Origin of the sequence: Xenorhabdus sp. SGI246, from assembly GCF_040838225.1 — a bacterium.
Classification (GTDB): domain Bacteria; phylum Pseudomonadota; class Gammaproteobacteria; order Enterobacterales; family Enterobacteriaceae; genus Xenorhabdus; species Xenorhabdus indica.
The window spans coordinates 153561-176582 of the sequence record NZ_JBFPEZ010000039.1; the positions used below are offsets into that span (position 1 = coordinate 153561).

17 protein-coding genes are annotated in these 23022 nt (G+C 41.4%); 9 read left to right on the plus strand and 8 right to left on the minus strand.

Translation table 11 applies throughout. From position 1 onward, the window contains the following. Nucleotides 1–4: 4 nt before the first annotated feature. The 4 genes from ABLA85_RS09675 to ABLA85_RS09690 all read left to right on the plus strand — a co-directional run bounded on the left by ABLA85_RS09675 (nt 5) and on the right by ABLA85_RS09690 (nt 6076). Nucleotides 5–1639, plus strand: coding sequence for an ABC transporter substrate-binding protein (locus ABLA85_RS09675; protein WP_367963526.1), 1635 nt, complete (start codon nt 5–7; stop codon nt 1637–1639). Nucleotides 1640–1727: 88 nt separating this feature from the next. Continuing rightward, complete coding sequence (locus ABLA85_RS09680; RefSeq protein ID WP_367963529.1) at nt 1728–3338, plus strand: ABC transporter substrate-binding protein; 1611 nt, start codon at nt 1728–1730, stop codon at nt 3336–3338. Nucleotides 3339–3616: 278 nt separating this feature from the next. Further along, complete coding sequence (locus tag ABLA85_RS09685; protein WP_367963530.1) at nt 3617–5239, plus strand: ABC transporter substrate-binding protein; 1623 nt, start codon at nt 3617–3619, stop codon at nt 5237–5239. 90 nt (nt 5240–5329) lie between these two features. Then, nucleotides 5330–6076 carry an SDR family oxidoreductase gene (locus ABLA85_RS09690; protein ID WP_367963532.1) on the plus strand — a complete coding sequence of 249 codons (747 nt, stop codon included), beginning with the start codon at nt 5330–5332 and terminating at the stop codon, nt 6074–6076. A 103-nt stretch (nt 6077–6179) separates the two neighbouring features. Here the strand turns inward: ABLA85_RS09690 and ABLA85_RS09695 are convergent, their stop codons facing one another. From ABLA85_RS09695 to ABLA85_RS09720, 6 genes are all read right to left on the minus strand, one after another. Further along, the gene (locus ABLA85_RS09695; protein ID WP_367963534.1) at nt 6180–6524 is read right to left on the minus strand and encodes a hypothetical protein; all 345 of its coding nucleotides are present in this window, start codon (nt 6522–6524) and stop codon (nt 6180–6182) included. A 169-nt stretch (nt 6525–6693) separates the two neighbouring features. After that, nucleotides 6694–7272 (minus strand): TerD family protein, encoded by a 579-nt coding sequence (locus tag ABLA85_RS09700; protein ID WP_367963537.1) that lies wholly within the window; start codon nt 7270–7272, stop codon nt 6694–6696. Nucleotides 7273–7369: 97 nt separating this feature from the next. Further along, nucleotides 7370–8428 carry a TerC/Alx family metal homeostasis membrane protein gene (locus ABLA85_RS09705; RefSeq protein ID WP_367963540.1) on the minus strand — a complete coding sequence of 353 codons (1059 nt, stop codon included), beginning with the start codon at nt 8426–8428 and terminating at the stop codon, nt 7370–7372. Nucleotides 8429–8455: 27 nt separating this feature from the next. Further along, nucleotides 8456–8911 (minus strand): tellurite resistance TerB family protein, encoded by a 456-nt coding sequence (locus ABLA85_RS09710; RefSeq protein ID WP_367963542.1) that lies wholly within the window; start codon nt 8909–8911, stop codon nt 8456–8458. Between the two features lie 61 nt (nt 8912–8972). Then, nucleotides 8973–10109: a TerD family protein gene (locus tag ABLA85_RS09715; RefSeq protein ID WP_367963544.1), complete on the minus strand. Its 1137-nt coding sequence runs from the start codon at nt 10107–10109 to the stop codon at nt 8973–8975. Further along, on the minus strand, nt 10109–10696 hold the full coding sequence (locus ABLA85_RS09720; RefSeq protein ID WP_367963546.1) for a TerD family protein: 588 nt from the start codon (nt 10694–10696) through the stop codon (nt 10109–10111). The genes ABLA85_RS09715 and ABLA85_RS09720 overlap by 1 nt, the downstream gene beginning before the upstream one ends. Before the next feature lie 489 nt (nt 10697–11185). Between ABLA85_RS09720 and ABLA85_RS09725 the strand changes: the two genes are divergently transcribed. The 4 genes from ABLA85_RS09725 to ABLA85_RS09740 all read left to right on the plus strand — a co-directional run bounded on the left by ABLA85_RS09725 (nt 11186) and on the right by ABLA85_RS09740 (nt 15032). Next, a complete protein-coding gene (locus tag ABLA85_RS09725) occupies nt 11186–12355 on the plus strand; it encodes a phosphoribosyltransferase domain-containing protein (protein ID WP_367963548.1) in 1170 nt (389 codons plus the stop codon). A 36-nt stretch (nt 12356–12391) separates the two neighbouring features. Next, nucleotides 12392–13471 (plus strand): cysteine protease StiP family protein, encoded by a 1080-nt coding sequence (locus tag ABLA85_RS09730; protein ID WP_367963550.1) that lies wholly within the window; start codon nt 12392–12394, stop codon nt 13469–13471. Between the two features lie 13 nt (nt 13472–13484). Beyond that, complete coding sequence (locus ABLA85_RS09735) at nt 13485–14438, plus strand: HpcH/HpaI aldolase/citrate lyase family protein (protein ID WP_367963552.1); 954 nt, start codon at nt 13485–13487, stop codon at nt 14436–14438. Nucleotides 14439–14528: 90 nt separating this feature from the next. Further along, nucleotides 14529–15032: a tellurium resistance protein TerW gene (locus tag ABLA85_RS09740; RefSeq protein WP_367963554.1), complete on the plus strand. Its 504-nt coding sequence runs from the start codon at nt 14529–14531 to the stop codon at nt 15030–15032. Nucleotides 15033–15078: 46 nt separating this feature from the next. On the opposite strand, the gene ABLA85_RS09745 is transcribed toward ABLA85_RS09740, so the two are convergent. After that, the gene (locus ABLA85_RS09745; protein ID WP_367963556.1) at nt 15079–15573 is read right to left on the minus strand and encodes a TIGR00645 family protein; all 495 of its coding nucleotides are present in this window, start codon (nt 15571–15573) and stop codon (nt 15079–15081) included. 384 nt (nt 15574–15957) lie between these two features. Here ABLA85_RS09745 and ABLA85_RS09750 point away from each other — a divergent pair, with 384 nt between their 5' ends. Then, nucleotides 15958–19155 (plus strand): autotransporter domain-containing protein, encoded by a 3198-nt coding sequence (locus ABLA85_RS09750; RefSeq protein ID WP_367963622.1) that lies wholly within the window; start codon nt 15958–15960, stop codon nt 19153–19155. A gap of 111 nt (nt 19156–19266) precedes the next feature. Here ABLA85_RS09750 and ABLA85_RS09755 read toward each other — a convergent pair whose 3' ends face one another. Continuing rightward, complete coding sequence (locus ABLA85_RS09755) at nt 19267–22992, minus strand: AAA family ATPase (RefSeq protein ID WP_367963557.1); 3726 nt, start codon at nt 22990–22992, stop codon at nt 19267–19269. Nucleotides 22993–23022 lie beyond the last annotated feature (30 nt).

Consider the following 23022-nt stretch of genomic DNA (forward strand, 5'->3'; position numbering starts at 1 on the left):
TAATATGCAAAAAATGATGGTGAAGCTAATAAAAAATAAAATATCTAAAGTATTAACCTGCTCGATAGGAATTATATTGGGCAGTGTTAGTTTGGCTCAGGCTGCCATTATCCCTCCTGGTACAGAGCTGGCAGAGAAACAGGAAATTGTGCGCAATAACGGCTCATTTCCTGCTTCTCTGGATGTGCATAAAGTAGAAAGTAATACTGAGTTAGATATTATCCATGATTTTTTTGATGGTTTGGTTTACACCGATAGAAAAGGGAATATCGAACCGAGATTGGCAGAGCGTTGGGAAACGGCTGATAACCAGACATGGATTTTCCATTTAAGAAAAGGAATTAAGTGGTCTGATGGTACGCCGATTACTGCCCATGATGTGGTATTCAGTTGGCGGCGTCTACTTGATCCAACTATGGGTTCCCCTTATAGCAGCTATCTTGCAACGGCTCATGTGATAAATGCAAATGATGTATTACTTGGCAAGAAAAAAGTAGAAGAGCTTGGTGTAAAAGCGCTGGATGATTTTACATTGGAAGTGAAATTGGATAAGCCTGTTGCGTATTTATTACAGATGCTAACCCACCCGATTCTGGTTCCCATCAGCGAAAAAGTAGTCAAAAAATATGGTGATAAGTGGACACAACCAGAGACTTTTGTTGGTAGTGGGGCTTTTAAACTTTCAGAGTGGCGGGTAAATGAAAAAGTCGTTGGTATCAGGAATCCTCAATATTGGGATGATAAAAATACAATCATTAATAAAGTTACTTATCTTACAATCGTATCAGAAAAAGCAGATCTGAACCGGTATCTCGCAGGGGAAGTCGATATAACTAAAACGATTGAATTAGACTCTTTTACATCATTAAAAAAAGAGTTTAGTGATCAAATGCATATTATTCCTATGTTATCTACTTATTATTATGTTTTTAATACTAAGAAACCACCATTTAATGATATCAGAGTCAGGCAGGCATTAAGTTTAGCTATTGATAGAGATATTATTGCGGATAAGGTTTTAGCTCAGGGGCAATTGCCTGCGTATAATATTATTCCACCTAATATTGGCGGATTAAGTTTAACGCCACCTGAATATGCTTCCTGGACACAAGAACAACGGATTAAAAAAGCCAGGGAGTTATTAAATGAGGCTGGTTTTAATAAAGATAACCCACTAAAATTTAATCTACTTTATAATACAAGAGAAACCCACAAAAAAATAGCTATTGCAGTGACTTCAATGTGGAAAAAAAATCTTGGTGTTCAAGCTAATTTGCAAAATCAAGAATGGAAAGTCATGCTGGATAATATGCATCAAAATAAATTTGATGTGGTCAGGTATGCATGGATAGCAGATTATAATAGTCCTATGTCATTTCTGGATACGTTCCTGACAGGAAGTAGTCAAAATATTCCTCTCTATGAAAATAGTGATTTCGATCATTTGGTAATTAAAGCTGGTGAAACTAATGATGTTATGTATTATCAAAAGGCGATAGATATTTTAACCAATGATACTCCTGCTATTCCTGTCTACTATTATGTCAGTAATAAGTTGGTAAAACCTTATGTCGGTGGATTTTATGTTACCCCAATGGATTATATTTCGACGAAAGATCTTTATGTAATAAAACATTAGAAAGAATTCAGAGCCTGTGTAAACAGGCTCTGATTATATGAATGGTCCTATTTAAGAATAATTATTATATAATCATAGGGTTAAAATAATGAAAATGAAAAAATTTAAAATACTTTCATTTGTTATTGCAGTAATAGTTGCAAATACCTCATTGTCTTATGCCGCTGTTGTACCTGAAGGGATAAAATTGGCAGCTAAACAAGAAATTGTCCGTAATAGTTTAACAGAACCTGCTTCACTGGATACGCATAAAGTTTCCAGTAATGTGGAATTTGATATTATTCATGATTTTTTTGATGGTTTAGTTTATACCGACAGGCAAGGCAATATCGAACCGAGACTAGCTGAAAGTTGGAAAACCTATGATAATAAAATATGGATTTTCCATTTAAGAAAAGGCATTAAATGGTCTGATGGTACACCGATTACCGCCCATGATTTCGTATTCAGTTGGCGACGTTTGGTTGATCCTGATATTGGTTCACCTTATGGTAGCTATCTTGAAAATACCAGTATTATCAATGCGAATGATATTCTTACAGGTAAGAAGAAAGGTGAAGAGCTTGGAGTAAAAGCATTAGATGATATGACATTAGAAATACATCTGGAGAAACCAATGGGAGATCTTTTACAGGCACTGGCTCACCCTGTTATGGTTCCCCTTAATGAAAAAGTAATTAATAAGTATGGTGATAAATGGACAAGACCGGGAAATTTTGTAGGCAATGGGCCATTTAAATTGTCTGAATGGATGGTAAATGAAAAATTAGTCGGTGTCAGAAATCCTCATTACTGGGATGATAAGAATACCGTGATTGATAAAGTGAGTTATCTGGTTATCGGCTCTGAGAAAGCCGCTTTAGGGCGTTATTTGGCAGGAGAGGTTGACTTTACCAATACAATTCCATTGGAATCTTTTGAATCATTAAAAGAGACAATGGGAGATCAAGTCCATATCTCACCTCAGATAGGTGTTTATTTTTATGAAATTAATAACAAAAAACCGCCTTTTGATAATATTAAAGTCAGACAAGCATTAAATTTAGCTGTAGACAGAGATGTTATTGCATATAAGGTATTAAGGCAGGGGCAAAAACCGGCTTATACGATTGTCCCACCAAATGTGGGTGGTTTTGAATTTACCGGGCCTGATTATGCTTCCTGGACTCAGGAACAGCGTATTAAAAAAGCTAAAGAATTATTGAATGAAGCGGGTTTTAATCAGAATAATCCCCTGAAATTTAATTTGCTTTACAATACCCATGAATCGCACAAAAAAATTGCTATTGCTGTCAGTTCAATGTGGAAAAAGAATCTTGGTGTTGAAGCTGTCTTGCAGAATCAGGAGTGGAAAGTCATGTTGGATAATATGCATCAGGGTAAATTCGAAGTTATCAGAAGAGCATGGATTGCTGATTATAATAGCCCGATGAATTTTTTGAATATGTTTATGTCAGGGCAGGTTAAAAATACATCCTTATATGAGAGCAGAGATTATGATGTATTGATAAAAAAAGCGAGTGAGACTAACGATAAGTCATATCAGCAAAAAGGATTAGATATTATTACTAAAGATTCTCCCGTTATTCCCATTTATTATTATGTTAGTGCGAGAATGGTGAAGCCTTATGTCGGCGGTTTTTATATTAACCCGCTAGGATATATATCCACTAAAGACCTTTATGTTATTGAGTATTAAAGGATAAAAAATTATCTTTGATAGGATTCAAGCTGCATCTGATGAAGTTGCAGCTTTTTTATTTCTCTTTGATATATCAATATCAAATAATTATCTAATTAATTTAATTTTATAATAGATTGATTTTGCTCTGTATATCTTAAGTTAATTAGTTTTTTTAAATTGTTATTTCACAAAATTATTTATTAAATAATAAAATTGGATGTGTGTTTATTAAGTATGAATAAATATTTCTACTCAATAATAAAAATTACATCACAGCAATAGAGGAAAATGGTATGTTAAATAAAATTATTAATAGAATAATTAGGTTATTAATTTATTCTATGAGTATGGCTTTGAGCGGTATTACACTATCTTATGCCGCAGTTATTCCACCTGATACACAATTAGATGAAAAACAGGAGATTATTCGTAATAATGGCGCAGAGCCAGTATCACTTGATATAGATAAAGTTGAAGATAATGTGTCAATTAATATTATCAATGATTTTTTTGATGGATTAGTTGGGACTAATAAAGATGGCAATATTGAACCCAAATTGGCCGAAAGTTGGGAAACAAAAGATAATCAAAAGTGGATTTTTCATTTAAGAAAAGGCATCAAATGGTCTGATGGGACACCGATCACTGCACATGATGTTGTCTTTAGCTGGCGACGCCTAATTGATCCTGCAACGGTTTCTCCTTATGGTAGTTATCTTGCTGATGCCTCTGTTGTAAATGCTAAAGAGATATTAAAAGGGCAGAAAAAAGTTGAAGAGCTAGGTGTAAAAGCATTGGATGATGCCACTGTTGAGGTGAAGTTAGAAAAGCCTGTTGGTTATTTTTTGCAAGTATTAGCCTTTCCCATTCTGGATCCTATTAATGAGAATGTAGTGACAAAGTATGGTGATAAATGGGTACAACCAGAGCATTTTGTCTCCAGTGGGCCATTTAAATTATCTGAATGGGTGGTAAATGAAAAAATTGTCGGTGTCAGAAATTCTGATTATTGGGATAATAAGGATACGGTAATTAATAAAGTAACGTATCTGCCAATTGAATCAAATAAAGCAGAGTTAAACCGCTATTTAGCGGGGGAAATAGATATCACATTTACCATTCCGTTAGAAGATTTTGCTTCATTAAAGAAAAAAATAGGCGATCAGATCCATATCTCACCGATCCTCAGTACGTATTATTACCAGTTTAATAATAAAAAGCCTCCATTCAATGATGTCAGAGTCAGACAAGCACTCAATTTAGCTTTGAATCGGGATATTATTGCCAATAGGATTGTCGCTCAAGGCCAACTGCCTGCTTACACCATACTTCCACCGGGAATCGGAGGGTTTAAATTGAAACAGCCTGAATATGCAACTTGGACACAATCTCAGCGTAATAAAAAAGCGCGACAATTATTAAATGAAGCAGGCTTTAATCAGAATAATCCTCTGAAATTTAATCTGACCTATAATACTTCAGAAATACATAAGAAAATTGCTATTGCTGCGGCATCTATGTGGAAAAAGAATCTTGGTGTTATCACTAAGTTGCAAGCTCAGGAATGGAAAGTCATGTTGGATAATGAACATGAGGGTAGGTTTGATGTTGTCAGAGGAGGATGGATTGGAGATTATAATAATCCGATGGCTTTCTTAAATATTTTCTGCACCAATCAAACCAATAATGTTTCATTTTATTCTAATAAAGAATTTGATCATTGGGTGGAAAAAGCCGGTAAAACCAATAGTCAGATATATTTCCAACAAGCTATCGATACCTTTGTAAAAGATGCTCCCATTGCCCCAGTCTATTATGGTGTGACCGCGGTATTAGTAAAACCTTATATCGGAGGGTATTATTCCGATATAAGCGGGTTTATACCAACGAAAGCTCTTTTTGTTGTTAAACATTAATAAGATTTACCTTTAATGATTCCCTAAGCGTATCACAGTCACAGTTAATTAAAGGAATTACATCAGAAAAATAAAGAGGAAGAGTGCATTATGCAGCAAGTCACAATTATTACAGGCGGTTCTCGTGGTATTGGTAAAGCGACAGCTTTGTGTCTGGCAAAGAGAGGGCACCATATTGGTATTGGTTATCGTACTCGTGAAAACAGTGCTCATGAAGTTGTGGATATGATCCGAAACCTGGGGCAGTCGGCAATTTCTGTTCAAGTGGATGTAACAGATGAAAAACAGATCGTGGCCTTGTTCCAAAAGGTAGAAGAGGAACTGGGTTATATATCCGGGCTGGTGAATAATGCCGGTATCTTAAAGCCTCAGGCTACCATTGAGCAGTTAACAGCGGAACGGTTGAATGACATATTTGCCACCAATGTAACAGGGTATTTTCTTTGTGCCCGCGAAGCTGTCAAAAGAATGGCCTTTCGTCATGGAGGTAAAGGAGGTGCGATTGTTAACGTTTCATCGGCGGCTGCAAGGTTGGGTTCCCCTTATGAATATATTGATTATGCTGCATCAAAAGGCGCTGTTGATACATTGACTATCGGATTATCTCAAGAAGTTGCAGCGCAAGGGATTAGGGTGAATACAGTTCGGCCCGGCTTTATTTATACAGAAATGCATGCAGATGGAGGTGAGCCGGATAGGATCGAGCGTATTAAAAATTCCCTGCCGATGAAAAGAGGAGGGCAGCCAGAAGAAATTGCAGAAGCCATTGCGTGGCTATTGTCTGATGAAGCTTCGTATGTAACAGGTAATTTCATGGATTTGGCGGGAGGAAAGTAGATTTTTCGGCTGCTTAAAATTAAATAGTCAACCGGAAAAGAATGGATAATCTTTCCGGTTGATATCTCTAAGAGATTTTTGACATAAGACGGCGAGCTGTTGCTCAGGCTAACAGTTCTGCTAATTTGGGCTTAAGAATAATTTTCCCAGATGTTATTTCAATATTAATTGGCTGTTCTATCAATTGACTGTCAGTTAGCCAATCACCTGCAATATAGAGTTCACCGTTTTCACGAATATTGTCTATTCCTTGTTCTGGCTTGTTTTCAATTTCATTGATCAGGTTGGCAATATCAGTCTGAGGGGCAAGTAGAGAGATGATTATCCCATCTGAATATTGATAGATATGGAATAATGAATCAGCAATAAACCCGGCCTCATTGAGGGCGCTACCATGCAGAATTAATTCAGGGATATCATTATGGCGAAATAAAACATGAAGACTCATTTGACGTTCCTTGTGTTATTTGGATATGTGGAGATACTTTAGCAGTACTTTATGTTGTGAGAAAATCATGTTGTGAGAAAACGTTAACCCCGTTCGATAAGTTAAAACCCTGCCAATATTATCAGGCAGGGTTTTTAATTACGGTGTGATTTATTGAGCCAGACTAAGATCAGGCTGCGTTAATGCCATACTGAGCACAAACAGAAGCCAGACCACCAGCATAACCCTGACCCACTGCACGGAATTTCCATTCGCCATTGTGGCGATACAATTCACCAAACAGCATAGCCGTTTCAGTAGAAGCATCTTCTGTCAGATCATAGCGAGCAACTTCAACTTGCGTATCATCATTAACCAGACGAATGAAAGCCCCTGAAACTTGACCGAAGCTCTGACGGCGTGTTTGCGCATCATGGATAGTGACAACAAAGACGATCTTGTCTACGTCAGCAGGGATCTGGTCCAATTTGATTTTCAGTGACTCATCATCACCATCCCCTTCACCAGTACGGTTGTCGCCAGTGTGCATAATAGAGCCATCAGCAGATTTCAGGTTGTTGTAGAAAATGAAATCGCTATCACTGCGTACTTTGCCGTTTGCTGCCAGCAGGAATGCAGAAGCATCAAGGTCAAAATCTTGTCCGTCAGTCGCGCGGGTATCCCAACCGAGACCGATCAGAACATTTTTCATAGTTGGAGCTTCTTTGCTCAGAGAAACGTTACCACCTTTAGAAAGAGATACACCCATTGTTATTTCCTCACTGATTAAATAGTTATTTATTCCCATCGTTTTTCAAGTTGCAGCTTTGTTGGCTGTACCTTGGAATCCATAGGGTATACAGGATTCAGCTTGTTTTTTCTTTCTGGGGAAACAGAAGGCTGGCTATAATGCCAGCAGCCAGAACCCCAAGCACCACAAACAGACTGGTTGTTGCCGAAATAGAATAACCGTGGTGGAACATATGTTCAGATGCGTTAAGCCCTAATTTAATAGCAATAAAGAACAGTAGGACAACCACGGCCTTTTCCAAGTGCACCAGATACTTTTTCAACGCTTCCAGTACAAAGTAGAGTGTACGCAGGCCTAAGATAGCAAACATCATGGCACTATAAACGATTAAAGGCTCGCGGCTGACCGCGATAATCGCAGGTACGGAGTCAAAAGCAAACATGACATCGGACAGTTCAACAACGGCCAGACATAGCAACAGTGGGGTGGCATAAAATGCTGCTTTGCCAGCACGAGCTGTTTTTTCTCGATCCGTTTTTTCTCGATCAATAACTACATTTGCGTTTTCCGGTTTGGTTAGTTCCGTATTGACTTCTTTCTGACTGAGAATAAAGGCATGACCACGCAGTTTCGGCCAGATTGGGAAGAAGCGCTTCACCAAACGGTAGGCAAGATGCTGTGAGTAGTCTTCGATTTCATCATCATTGTCACCACTTTTCAGCATCATCACTGCCGTCCAACCGACCACAACAGCAAAGACCATTTCAACCCAGGGCCCTAGCATTAGCAGGCTTGTCCCGATGGCTACAAAAATACCACGGAAGATAATGGCCCCGATAATGCCCCAGTAAAGAACGCGATGACGATAACGATCCGGGATCGCAAACCAAGAGAAAATTGCCATGATGACAAACAGGTTATCGACAGAAAGTACTTTTTCCAGTGCATAACCGGTAATGAACAGACTTGCTACTTCAGCACCGTGATGGACAAACAGGAAGCCCGCGAAAGCAAAAGCAATGGCGACCCAGAAAACAGACCAGAGGGCAGCACTGCGCAACGAAATTGGCTTGTCATGACGATGCATAAAGAGGTCGATAAAAAGCGCACCAACCGACAGAAGGATAAATACAGCAACGGTTTCCATCGGAAAACCAATGTGCGTGGATACCATGAAGTAAGCCTCTTAAATTAACTGCGATTACAGATCAAAATCTGCTGGAGCAAAGCCTAAGGATGTACATATTTCCCTGGCAGCATTTTTTTCATCGTTATCAAAGTCACCATCACTCTTGGCAACGGCAATACCGACGCGTAAAGCAAGTTGTGCCGCTTCCGGTTGCTGTTTCAGCGCCATAATGTATTTCATGGCTTCACCTTTGCCGATATCAGCATCAAATTCATAGCTACTGACCAGTTTATTGAAGAATTCGATAATTTCAGTGGTATCGAACACTTTTAGTTCAGGGGAGTTTTTGATAAACCCCACCATTTTTTGTTTCTCTTCAGAGCTGACACCATTGCTTGCCATCGCAACATGTGCGCATACCGCTACAGTACCTTCCATGAATTTTTTGTTTTTGAAACGGCCAACTTGATTGGTCAATTCTTCGCGACCAGCATTGAAAGCTGATTTAATTTTGTTTAAAAAGGACATAAATTCCTCCAATTATGTGATAACCGATTTATATAACAGCGCCTATATCACAGCAGAAGTCTCATTTACTGCCTGATGTCCAGCGAAAACCCCATCCGAAGGCGCTGTCCATTTCTTTGTGCCCACTGAAGTACTGGTTGATGCGTTCTACTTTGATGGCACCATTTTCATTAACAAGACGGGCAATGGCACACATATTTTTGCGATTGTGGCCTTCCGTCAGACGCGTTTCGATCGGAGGTTGCCCATTGACATAAATGGTGACAATACCATCAGTGCTGTTCCAGTTAGGTACACCTTCGTAGATAAAGGCGTAGATCAGAACTTCACTGATGTTTTTCCATTCAAGACCATTGATATGGAGCCATTCGCCATCTTTGATATTACCCGTACGATCATCCCCTTGTAGCTGTACGTAGGGATCGTGATGGTAAGCGCCAAAGCTCTCTCCTAATGCTTGTATAACTTCGCGTGTACCATTACGGAGCCGGACGAATGCACCGAGATCCAGATCCACACCTTTGTTGGTGTTAAAGATGTTGTGGAACATTCCCCGATTAGCAGGAGCAGTATTCTGATTCCAATTCAGATTGATGCGTATCTCACCGTAGTTATCACGTTTATTCAGGCTGATAGCGGGTTTTTCTTTGGTAAGAGAAACCTTGCTCAGATTAACGCTGTTAGGAGCAGGCGTTGGCGTCTCATCAATAATATCAATACCAAAATGCTCAGCTAAGGGCTTGAGACCGCCATTAAATCCTTGAGCAATAAAGCGGAATTTCCACTCGCCGTTGCGGCGATAAAGTTCACCCAGAATCAAGGCGGCTTCTGAACGTCCCTGAACTTCAACATGTCCTTGTAAGATCACGCTTCCGTTCAGTTCTACCTGAATAGAGAGATTGTGCAGGTCGGAGATGGTTTGATTGCCGTCGCAAGTCGCGGTAAATGCCACTTTCTGAACCTCTTGCCGCAGAGCTGGCAGGTTAACAGAAAACGCAGTATCGGTATTGCCGCCGGACAGACGAATGGTGTTATCGTCATTATTGGGCTGACCATAAAACACCATGTCCGGGTCCCCTTGAACTTTTCCATTAGCATAAAGACGGAAAGCGGAGACATCGACTGATGATCCGGAAAGTACCCTTATGGTCAGTGCCTGGTTGGAGACGGAGGCATTTCCTCCCGGAGTCAGGTTCATTAGCGCACCACCGTTTCAACGATTTGTGGAGACATATTTTCAATGGTACGCCCACGGCAAGCAACACCATGTGCGGTAAAATCCCACTGACCACTGTTACGGCACAGAGAAGAGATAATAATACCAGTATGGGCGCCCTGTTCGTTTAACTGATAGCGCGCCAGCTCTTTACCATTTTGATCAACAACGCGGCAAAAAGCGTTATCAACATCATTAAACGTTTGGCCTCGAAAGCTATTAACGGTAAAGGCAAGATATTCAACACTGGCAGGCAGCTTGATCAAATCGACACTGATGACTTCATCATCTCCGTCACCTTCACCAGTCAGGTTATCGCCGCTGTGTTTGACAGAACCACATTCTGAATTCAGTTGACCAAACCAGACAACATCAATGGTATTACCAGATTTATCAAGCAGGATGCAGCTTGCATCCAGATCGATTTCATTATTGTCTCCGCCGAATAAGCGTGACAAGAAACCTTTTTTTGGGGCTACAGGGTCCCATCCCAGACCAAAATCAATTTTAGCCAGTGAAGTGCTCTGTTTGCTGAGAGAGACTGACTGATTTTTACTTAATGAAACCATTAATAACACCTCTTATTTATCGGTGAATTGTTTTTATCGTGAATTATTTTTTTATCGCAAATCGTTATCGATGAATTGCGATAATTTCACTTATGGAAAAATCATAATATGACCAGATATATGGTTAAAATCCTGTCATATTATGATCCTCACAAATTGCACATCTCTATTAAATGCATGATAGAGAACAACCTGGCTTCATTTTTTATGATTTCTTGTCCATGATAAAAAGTCAAACAAAATTTGCTCATAAAAAATCATATTATGATTGACATAAGCGGAATCTCAGTTCTAGACTGCGATGCATATTTCACCAAATTTAGACTGGAAAACGAATGTGTCCATTGTGACTAACGGCAATTTAGCAATAGGCATTTTTTGAGTAACAAGATTGAGTTTATGAAAGGGAAATTTGTTCTATGAAAGCATCACAACTGTCACCGCACCACTTCTTGAAATGGCTAAAATTTTTTTAAAAGGTGTCTCTGAATGACAACATGTAATCACCTTCAGCGTTACCCATCTCAGGTTGATAACAGCCAGCTCTATAAGAAACAGTTAAATAGTGGAACTTTGACTATCATGGCTGAACGTGGTGTAACGTCTTTGGAAACATTGTTTGATATTGCTGAACGCCGTAATCCTAAAAGAGCATTCTTATTTGTCAGCAAAGTATTAGGCCGCCATATTCCCGTCAGCCCATCTATTATGCGGGCTGTTTATCGGCAGTTGTCAGAACAGTTTCCGATTAATTTGCCTGGCCCTGTGCTCTATATCGGTATGGCAGAAACGGCGGTCGGATTGGCCGCCGGCGTTTTTCAGGAGACGCGGCAAAAAGTGGCCTCTTCGGTGTTTCTGACATCAACGCGCCATCCGGTAGAAGGTGATCTGTTGTGTGAATTTAAAGAGGATCATAGTCATGCAACAGATCATCTGATTTACTGGCCGCAAGAAAATCATCTGCGTCAACGGGTAAGCAGTGCCCGTACCCTTGTTCTGATCGATGATGAAGCAACTACCGGTAATACCTTTCTTAATCTGTTCGAGGCTTTGTATCATGCCGGGCTGGATCAAATAGAACATATCATCACAGTGACACTGACGGACTGGAGTGGCCAAAGCATCATAAGACGCTGCCCGCTTCCTGTCTCTACTGTTTCTTTGGTTAAAGGAAATTGGCAGTGGGAGGCAGATAGTTCTGCCCCTGTTCCTGTCATGCCTCAAGTCAATATCACAGCACGGGGAAAGGTCGATATTATCGGTATTCAAAACTGGGGACGTCTGGGGTTAGCTGATATTCAGTATGATCTTGGTACTGATATTCAAGCCAATGCTGGTGAGAAGGTGCTGGTACTCGGTTCCAGCGAGTTTGTTTGGCAACCATTTTTGCTGGCGGAGCGGCTTGAACAGACAGGTGCATCTGTGAAGTTTGGCTCGACAACCCGTTCTCCTATCTCCTGCGGGCATGCAATTCAGTCTGTTATGGCATTTACGGATAATTACGGATTAGGGATACCAAATTTCCTCTATAACGTTGCACACCAACAGTTCGATCGTATACTGCTTTGCCTTGAAACACCGAAAACCTCGGTTGATCCAGCGCTAATCGCGCAATTGTCTCTTGTCGCTCCTTCTGTAGAAATTGTAACTTATGATTAAGCCAGATTTTAATACAACTACCGGAACTAAAAATAAATGAATGGCTTTGCTCCTTTTTCTGGTTCTTATGCTGCCGATGATATCCAATTTTTGCTAGAGCCCGTTCAGATTGAAATGACCCCGGTTGAGGTTAAAGAGCAGTTAATTCAATCTGGTGCTCGTCATTATTCCGATATGTTGAGTCAGGAACCAGAGCCAACCTCTTATCATTTAGAGTTGTTCGATAAAGCGTTGCAACTGGGAGCCGCCAGACTGGCGACGGAAGTTGTAATGCTTGCCAAGTCTCTGATATTACGCTTTGGTGATACACCGATTGTGCTGGCGAGTTTGGTCAGGGCGGGAGTGCCATTAGGCGTCATGCTGCATCAGGCTTTGCGGAAGATGGGAAAACGCTCTTACCACTATGGGATCAGTATCATACGGGATCGTGGTATTGACAACGTAGCACTGTCATTTATAGAACAGCAGCATGGCACGGAAGGGTTGGTGTTTGTAGATGGTTGGACAGGCAAAGGTGCAATCATGGCAGAACTATCCCGCTCGCTGGTGGGACGAGCTGGCTATTCGGCGACTCCCCGTTTGGTGGTGCTGGCTGATCCTTGTGGATGTTCATGGCTGGCAGCTTGTGATGATGATTGGTTAATTCCTTTCGGCATCATGGGGGCTCCTGTATCTGGGCTGATATCGCGTTCAATTTGGCGTGAAGAAGGGTTGCACGGTTGTGTTAAATGTGGTCATCTGAGTGGGTTTGAATGCAGCCGGTTGTTAGTTGATACTGTCGCAGAATACCGTGATCGCTTAGATTTGACGACCGTACCAGCAGCGGATTGGCAACCGCAAGAAAAAATGGCTTTGCTGCAATTGAGTAAAACCGTCATTTCAACTCTTGCTGACATCTATAAGATCGATAGTATTAACCGTATCAAACCTGGAATTGCAGAAGCAACCCGCGCGGTCTTGCGGCGTATACCGGAACAGGTACTTGTCCGATCACTGGCTGATCCTGATATCGCTTTACTGGTTTATTTAGCGCAGCAGAAAAATGTTGCTATTACAGAAGTGGGCGATTTAATAGGTCAATATCGCGCGGTAACGATTATAAAAAAAGTAGCATGAAAAAGGTAGTCTGATGAAATCGATCCCTTCCGCAAATCAGCTTGGTGCAACGTTGTATATGCCAGCGACCCGCCAGAATATTACTGAAATTGTGCTACACAATAAAGTTGTAGGGCTGCGCTCTCTGGTGATCTGTCTCGAGGATTCAGTCACTGAACAGGAAATCCCCCATGCTATCGAAAATCTCGTGTTTGTATTACAGGCACTGGCAGAGTCAAAGAATGCTGTTACCGATATTAAACATCATTATCCTCTGATTTTTATCCGTCCACGCAATGAATCAATGGGACGATATTTGGTCGATACTGTTAATCTTAGTGCTGTCGCTGGCTTGGTTTTGCCTAAATTTACGCAGATGTCATTATCTGAATGGTGGGAGATTGTCGCTGCAACCCATCTTGGGATCATGCCAACATTGGAAACTGAAGATGTTTTTGATGTGCAACAAATGAATCAGCTCGCTGATAAGCTTAAATCTCACCCTTGCTATGAGCGTATTATTGCTTTACGTATTGGTGGTAACGATCTGATGAACCTGATTTCTATGCGGCGCTCGCGTGACCTTACTTTATATGATGGCCCGATGGGGTATGTGATCAAAATGCTGGTAGCTGTTTTTGGCTCGCGGGGTTTTTATTTAACTGCGCCAGTTTGTGAACATATTGACAATCTGGAGTTGCTTGAGAAAGAGCTGGCACTGGACATAGCTCATGGCCTTGTTGGGAAAACGGCTATTCATCCGGGGCAAATAGAACATATTCATCGGGCCTTGATGGTGAATACTCGTGATTACGATGATGCTTTACAGATCCTCAATTCAAATCAGGCGGTATTCAAATTCCAGGGGGCAATGTGTGAACCTGCTACGCACTGGCGTTGGGCGGTGAATATTCTGGAACGGGCGAAATATAACGGACTCTGTTCGGGAGCTGGTGGAGAAAACTATGGAACTTTTAACCTGTTTTAATATTGATTTACCAGAATGAAAAGCTATGCTGGATGTTGTGTTTATAGTTGATATTAGGAATTAGTATTCCTGACCCGGTAATTGAAAACGATGTTACTTAGCCCCAAACAACTTAGAAATTTCAAATTAACTTTGCTACTTTCGCATGAAAAGCCTGTCAGTAAGGTGAAGGTGATCGAGGCACTCAGTTGTTCTGAACCGACACTGACTCGCACCTTAAGAGAATTGAGGGATCATTATTGTGCTGACATCCGGTTTAGCAAAATGGGAAACACTTACCAACTCGTTGATAAGGGAATGCTAACCAGGAAAGAAGTACGCAGAATTGAAGAACTGCTTACTCAACATAACAACTTTAAATCTAAGGAAGCTACCAGCCATGTATACCTTGATAAGGAGAAAAAAAGATCGATTTCTCTGTCGTTGAGGATGTCTGTTATTAGAAAAATAGATGGGCTGTCCAACAGGCTTGGTGCAACCAGAAGTGAAACGGTTGAAATGGTTGTAGACAGGTTTATTGAAGAGTTACAGAAAGAAACAGCCCGTAGCAATTCATCACGAAAAAAAGGAGGGGCCCGTAATGCCAGCAAATGATATCAGGCTGGCATCAGGGGAGAGACATGCAGGATAGAATTCCTTGTTAATGATGGTGGCGTGTAAGTTTATCCAGATATCCCATCACAAATGCTGATATAACAAAAGTGAGGTGGATAATGACATACCACATCAATTTATTGTCTGGAACATTGCGGGCATCCATAAAGACACGCAGTAAATGAATTGATGAGATGGCAACAATAGAAGCCGCAACCTTATTTTTGAGTGACGTCGCGTCCATTTTTCCCAACCAATTCAACTTTTCCTTGTTTTCCTCAATATCCAGTGTGGAAACAAAGTTTTCGTAGCCGGAAAACATGACCATTACCAACAACCCACCAACCAGTGCCATATCAATCAGAGAAAGAAGGGTCAGGATAAGTTCTGATTCAGAAACCGAAAAGATATGTGGCAGTATGTGAATAATTTCCTGAAAGAATTTTATAGCCAGAGCAAACAGGGCCAGTGATAAACCAAAATAAACTGGTGCAAGTAGCCAGCGAGAAGCATACATAGCGTTTTCTACAAATCGTTCCATGGTGTTTTGAATATGTTGCAAAAGGAGCAGTATTATAGATCAAGATTGTGTGAGCTATGAAATACATCTCATTGTTTGTTTCTTTTCTCCTATATTGGGAATTATCTCTGCCAGTAGTGGGAGATCCCTTTTCTCCTTTAGAAAAAAACTTCCCCACCATAAATGTTATTCGTTGGTACACCCTATTAAATAAAGTTACATAAATGAATATTAATTGTTAATTAATTGTGCAATTCTGCGTGTGTCATTATTGATTCATGTGGGATTTATTGGCAAAGAAAAATATCGCAGTGTTATTTGCGTCAATCCCTTTGAGTTCGTTACAGAGTTTTTTTGCGGTATGGCAATGATATTTTGGCAAATCAACAATGGACAGTGATTGAAATGAATAAGAAGAAGACAGGTCTATTTAAGAATACCCCATCCGAAATTAATCTATTCAAAACTAATTTATTCAAAACGAAACCATGTGTACTTTACTATGCCGTTGCTTGTTGTCTTGCGGCTGGCAGCGTCGGAGCATATGCGGAAAATTATATTGAAACTGGTAAGTTGGGTGATCCTACCAGTTGGCAATCAGGTGAATTCCTTGCAGAGTGGGGGCTTGGTGCGATTCACGCAGATGAAGCATATGCAAAAGGCTATACCGGCAAAGGGATCAAACTAGGAATATTTGATCAGGCTGTTTACGCCAAGCATCCTGAGTTTGTAGGAAAAGATAAGGTTATCAATCTTTACACCTTCGGAATACGTGAGTATACCGATCCCTATATTGCGGTGAAGAAAGGTGATCCCTTCTCTTACGATGGTACACCGAGCCGACAACGGGGGGGCAAATTAGGAAATCACGGTACTCATGTTGCTGGTATTGCTGCCGGTAGCCGTGACGGCGGGAAAATGCATGGTGTGGCCTATAATGCCCAGATCATTAGTGCTGAAAATGGCGATCCCGGCCCTGAGGACGGCATTATTTTAGGTAATGACGGTGGTGTATATCAGGCTGGATGGGATGCACTGATAGCAAGTGGAGCCCGTATTATCAATAACAGTTGGGGCATTGGTATTGATAGAAAGCTTGAAGATGCAGGGAGGGATCCCAAAGGGCCACATTTCCATCTGGAACATGCCCAGAAACAGTTCGATCAAATCAAATCAATATTGGGAACAAAACCGGGTGGGGCGTATCAGGGCGCAATTGATGCCGGGCGTAGTGGCATTGTGACCATTTTTGCTGCGGGTAACAGCGGCAACTATAATGAGCCGGATGCTATCGCGGGTTTGGCCTGGTTTGTCCCAGATATTGCACCAAACTGGTTGACGGTTGCCAGTTTGCAGCAAGATGCTAATAGCAGCAATAACATTCCCTATAGTATCAGTGGATTTTCATCCCGCTGTGGTTATACCGCCAGTTTGTGTGTCAGTGCACCAGGTAGTTACATATATAGCTCAGTGATAAATGGAACAAGTGTGGATACGCTAAAAACCGATTATGAAAAATTCAGTGGCACTTCAATGGCAGCCCCTCACGCTGCTGGTGGTATTGCTATTCTGATGGAGCGTTTCCCGTATATGAGTGGTGCTCAGGTTTCTTCTGTGCTCCGTACTACTGCTACTGATATGGGCAAACCAGGCATTGATGAGATTTACGGTTGGGGAATGATTAACCTCGGTAAAGCGATAAATGGCCCTGGCATGTTTTATACGGCAGAGGATATTCCAACGACTTTTCGTATTCCTGATCCAGAGGGTGTTATTTATGGGGATGGACAGTTTATCGCTGATATTCCCGGTGTTGGTGCTGTTCTCGACAAAGGCAAACCGACCGAACGTGTTTGTGAAGGCAGACAGTGTGAAGTTGATATCTGGAGTAATGATATCAGTGGCCACGGTGGATTAATCAAACAGGGTAATGGTGCGTTATTCCTCACTGGCAAGAATACTTATTCTGGCCCGACGGTAGTTAAACAGGGATTATTGGGGATCAGCGATTCACTGGCTTCCTCAGTTTTGGTAAAAGATAACGGTGTATTCAGTGGTTATGGCACCCTCGGTTCCCTTGCGGTTCAGCGTGGAGGAACGGTCAGTCCGGGTTATTCTATTGGTAAGCTCAATGTTTCTCGTGAAGTTACCTTTGAATCTGGCTCCCGTTATTCTGTTGAAATCACATCTGATGGACGCAATGACAATATCCATGCAGGAGATAAGGTACAAATCAACGGCGGTAAGGTAGAAATCGCTCTCCTGAACAGTAATAACCTCCTTTCTCACGATAATCTTGCTGACGATAAAGCGTATAACCTGACAGGTCGGCAGTATAATATTCTCAGTACAGAAAAAGATATCAGCGGGCGTTTTGATAAAGTTGATTCTAACTATCTCTTCTTGAACACTAACTTGTCATATCAATCCAGTAAAGTGACGCTCAATATAGCACGTAATAATACCGCTTTTGCCGATGTAGCACTGACGCAGAATGAACGCTCTGTGGCTGGTGCTGTTGATTCCCTCGGTGCTGGTAATCCGGTTTACGAGAGTATTTTGCCATCTACTTCTGCCGATCAGGTTCGTCCTGCTTTCAAACAACTTGATGGACAAATCCATGCGGACATAACTTCTGCATTGCTTAATGAAAGTCGTTACTTGCGTGATACCCTGAATACCCGATTGAGGCAGGCTGAAGGTCATTCGTTATCATCCGGTATTTATGCGGAGAATAATAACGTAAATAGTAATCATGCAGATGGTAATCATGGAGAGAATAAGGGGGCCTGGGTTCGTTTGCTTGGGGCATGGAGCCATGGCTCCGGTACACTTAATGCTACTGGCTATCAGTCCTCCACTTACGGGGTACTACTCGGAGCTGACGGTTCGATTGATAATTATAGTCATTTTGGTATCGCCACTGGTTATACCCGTACCTCTCTTGACGGTGGCTACCATACCAGTGCCGACAGTAATAACTATCACATCGCTCTTTATGGTGATCGTCGCTTTGGTGATCTGGCGCTGCGTACCGGAGGTGGATACACCTGGCATCGCATTGATACCAATCGTCCTGTCAACTATGGCTATCAGTACGATCGCGGGGAAGCAAAATATGGTGGCCGGACGGCACAGTTATTTGTTGAAGCTGCGTACAATCTGCCTATAGCTCCGGTAAATCTGGAACCGTTTATGAATCTTTCTTATGTTGGTTTCCGTAATAATGATATTAACGAAAGTGGTGGCCCCGTAGCGCTTCAGGCTGATAAACAGCATACAGAAACAACGCTTTCCACACTTGGATTACGTGCTAACCATGATTGGCAGACCAAGTGGGGAGCTATTATTGCCCTGCGTGGTGAGTTAGGTTGGCAACACCAGTATGGTGAACGTGAACGCGCGGTGAGTTCAGCGTTTCGTGGAAGTAACAAAATTTTCGTTGCCCACAGTGTTCCGGTTTCGCGTGATGGCCTTGTCTTGAAGGCAAATGCTGAAATGACAGCAGGCAAGAATGTGTCATTTACGCTTGGTTATAGTGGATTGTTATCTTCTGCTCATCAGGACAATAGTGTTAATGCTGGTTTTGTCTGGCGGTTCTGATGATGGGTGTATAACTAATATCTAGAACTATTATCAATATTGTCATTGCACCGTAAAATCCGTCCAAAGACGGATTTTACGACAGGCAAATTCCCTTATGGTCTTGTTATATCAATTTCTGTTATGACAATGAACACTGAATTCCGGCGATAACTTACTGACTCCTAATCCATTCATTTTTTCTACTTTGATTTGCACAGGGATACGCTCTTTCATCGCTTCAACATGGCTGATAACACCGATGGTTTTTCCTGTTGCATTCAGGTGATCGAGGGCATCCAGAGCGATATCAAGGGTTTCTGAATCCAGAGTACCAAAGCCTTCATCAAGGAACAGGGATTCTATCTGAGTTTTGTTGCTGACCAGATCAGACAGAGCCAATGCCAGTGCCAGACTAACGAGGAAACTTTCACCCCCTGAGAGGGTTTTGGTATCTCGAATTGCATCGGCTTGCCAGGTATCGACAATCTGTAATTCTAATCCACCATCATCTTTGTTTTGTCGTTTGCGCTGTAGATAGTAGCGGCCGTGTAATTTTTCTAGCCGAATATTTGCCAGATAGACTAAATGATCCAATGTTAGCCCTTGAGCAAAACGCCGGAACTTAGCACCATCAGCAGAGCCGAGTAAGTTATTGAGATAGTTCCAATCGTCGTAGTTTTGTTGTGAAAGGGCAATTTGTGTCAGTAGTTCTTGCTGCTGATGCCGACGATTGGCATCGTTGTTGAGCCGGTTTTTTACTGCACCTTGTAATTGGTTATTTTGTTTTAGTTCGTCGGCGATCTTAGTCAAGAGTTCGGTTACTTGTGACGGTTCGTATTGTTCCAGCAGTAACGGTGATTTTTCTCTATGCCGTTGTAATATAAGTTCTGATTCATGATATCGTGTTTTAGCTTGCAGGCTCTGTTTGGTAAGTTGTTCTTGTAATTGTTGCAGAGCTTCTCGCTGTTCAGGCATCAGCAAAGCTTGCTCAAAAGCAGCTTGATTAGAAAAACCTTGTTGTTGCAACCTTTGCTGGAAAGTGTTGGATGTTAATTTACATTCGGTTTCGGCAGTGTGACAGCTTCGTTCAATTTCACTGGCTGCACCCGTTAATTGATTCATTTTGTCCTGTAACTGCTGCAAAGCTGTCGTTGCTTGTTTATAGGTGCTATCCAATTCATTTGTCTTTTGCTGTAATTCCTGACGGATGGCACTGATGGATTGTTCGCCAAATAATTGATAACGCTCTTGTTGAGTTTGTTGTAATAACCGTTTTTGCCGTTGTTGCTGTTCACTTAGTGTTTGTAGTTTATCGGTCAGCTTATCTTTTTGCTTTTTCAGTTCATCAAGTTTACTTTGCAGGGCTGCCTGTTCCCGTTGTAATTGTTGCCACTTTTCTCGCAAAGCGTGATAGTTTTTTAGTTCGTTATTACGTAGCTGTAGCCAGTTCTCAACCTCCGGCGGTTCCGGTAGTACAAATGGGGTATCATGTAATTCAAAAGTTAGTTGTTCTGTTGTTGCTGTGCATTCTGCTTCTGTCTGGCGCAGCTCCGCTGTATTTTCAGTTAATTGTTTCTGATAAGTATCTTGTTTGACCCTTTTCAGGGCGATTTCTTGTTCATACGATTTGTACTGTTCACGATGATTCGAGAGTGATTTTTCCGCAGCCTGATACTGTTTTTCAGCTTGTAATAGTGCTTCGTACTGTTTCTGGTGTTGTAGGTAAGCCGCTTTCCGTTGATCAATAAAATGACCTATATCCCCTGTTTCTGCTGATAATTCATCTACTGTAAATTCAGAGGATTGTAGCTGTTGGTAATGGTGTTGCCATTGTTTAATCATCTCTGCCAGTTGAGATGTGAGGTGTGTAATGGATTGCTGTAATTGCTCACTTCGCTCTTGTTGAAGCTGCTGTTTTTGCTGTAAAGCAGAGCGTTCTCCTTGTAGTTGTTCTATTTTCTGGCTCAGGACTTTTAAGCGCTCTTCTGATTTTGGCAGGGCGATATTTTGGTATTCGGTGATCAAAGGGTGATGCGTTGCCCCACAAAGCGGGCAAGCTTCACCTTCCTTCAATTGGTTGCGTTCTTGTTCCAGGCTGATGATCCGCTGTTCCAGACGAATACGTTCAGCTAAATCCTGATGATGTTGCTGTGTTTCTGTTAATTGCAGTTCAAGAGCGGTTATCTGAGTGGGTAAAGGTTCCAGTAATGTCTGAGTTTGTGCAAGTTGTGTCTCATTATCTGAAATCGTTGCCTGTAATTGCTGGATCTGGGACTGCAAAATCTCCAGTTGGTTTTGTGAACTGAGTTGTGACTGGTAATCTGATAACTGTTTTTGTAACTGTTCCAATGGGTGAATGGCTTGTAAGCTACTCAGTTTTTTTTCGGTAAGGATCAGTTCATCCTGTAAGGGCTGGTTTTGTGCAGCTTGTTGTACCAGCGTCGTATTTAAGGCATTCAGATGCTCATTGGTACAGGTTAGATCAGTGGTAATTTGCTGGTTTTTTTGCCTGAGTCTGGTTATCTGGATTTGTTTTTCTTTCTGGCGAGAAAAGAGCTGTTTCCATTCAGGCAGTTTACTCTCCAGCTTACGGAAATAAGAGTGTTCTTCGTAGTATGATTCCAGCGTTTTTTGTTCTTTATTCAGTGTGGTGTACTGAGTTTTCGCCACTTGATATTGAGACAATATTTCTGTCAGTTCACGATTATATGCAGTAACTTCTTTCTCTTGAGTGAGCAAATCTTTCGATTGAATTTCAATCTCATGATCGAGTGGCACGATGTGTTCAACAATCAGTTTTTCCTGCCGCATATGATGCTGTATATGCTCTTTTTGGGCATTTTCCAGCTCAACTTGCTTTTGTTGGGCTGGTTGTAATAAAGAACATTGTTGTTCAATCTCCTGTGCTATTTTTCTGTGTTGCTCATCAAGTCGTTGCTTTTCATTAAGAGCCCGATTTTGAGCATCCCACAATGGGCGAAGTTTTTCGGCAGGTTCACTGGCAGCCAGTTGTTGTAACTGGGGGTAGGCATCTTGAATGGCCTGCTCCGCCTGTTGAAAAAGTAATTTGTTATTAGTTAATGCTTGCTCTAATTCATTTTGTCGTATGAGCCAATGTTCGGTTGTCTGCAAGTCTTTAAGTTGTTGGTTGAGCTGAGTTTCTGCTGCGATAAGCTGTTGTTGCTGATTTTGGTATTCTTCGATTTGTGCCGGAGTTAATAATTCAATTGAAGAAGCCTTTGCTTGTTGGATATTTAATTCCAATTGGGCTTCTTTGTGGCGTTGATAAATTTCCTGCGACAGGATTCCGTAAATTTCTGTACCGGTTAGTTCTTCCAGTAAATCGGCACGATCTTTATCATCTGCATTTAGGAATGCGGCAAAATCACCTTGTGACAGGAGGATAGATTTAGTAAAACGTTTGAAATCAAGACCAGTTATTTCAGCAATTTTCTCTTTTTTATCCGGTATCTTGTCAGCTAAAATCTTGCCTGTTTTTTTATCTGCTAATTCTCCTCTAGGGGGTTGGAGTTTGCCGTCAGCTTGATTGCGGGCACGACGCTGGCTCCAGAAGGCACGATAAGCAACCCCTTTAACTTCGAACTCAACTTCTGACAAGCATTCGGCTGTATGGCGGGTCATTAATTCATTCTGATTGGCTGAAATGGTGTTGAGCCGTGGGGTTTCGTGATATAAGGCGAGGCAGATAGCATCCAACAAGGTCGTTTTTCCTGCACCTGTCGGGCCGGTAATAGCAAATAATCCGTTACTGGCAAAAGGCTCTGCTGTGAAATCGATTTTCCATTCACCTTGTAGAGAATTAATATTTTTTAGCCGTAAGCTAAGAATTTTCATGCTATTGCATCCTACTCTTTTTTCTGAGCC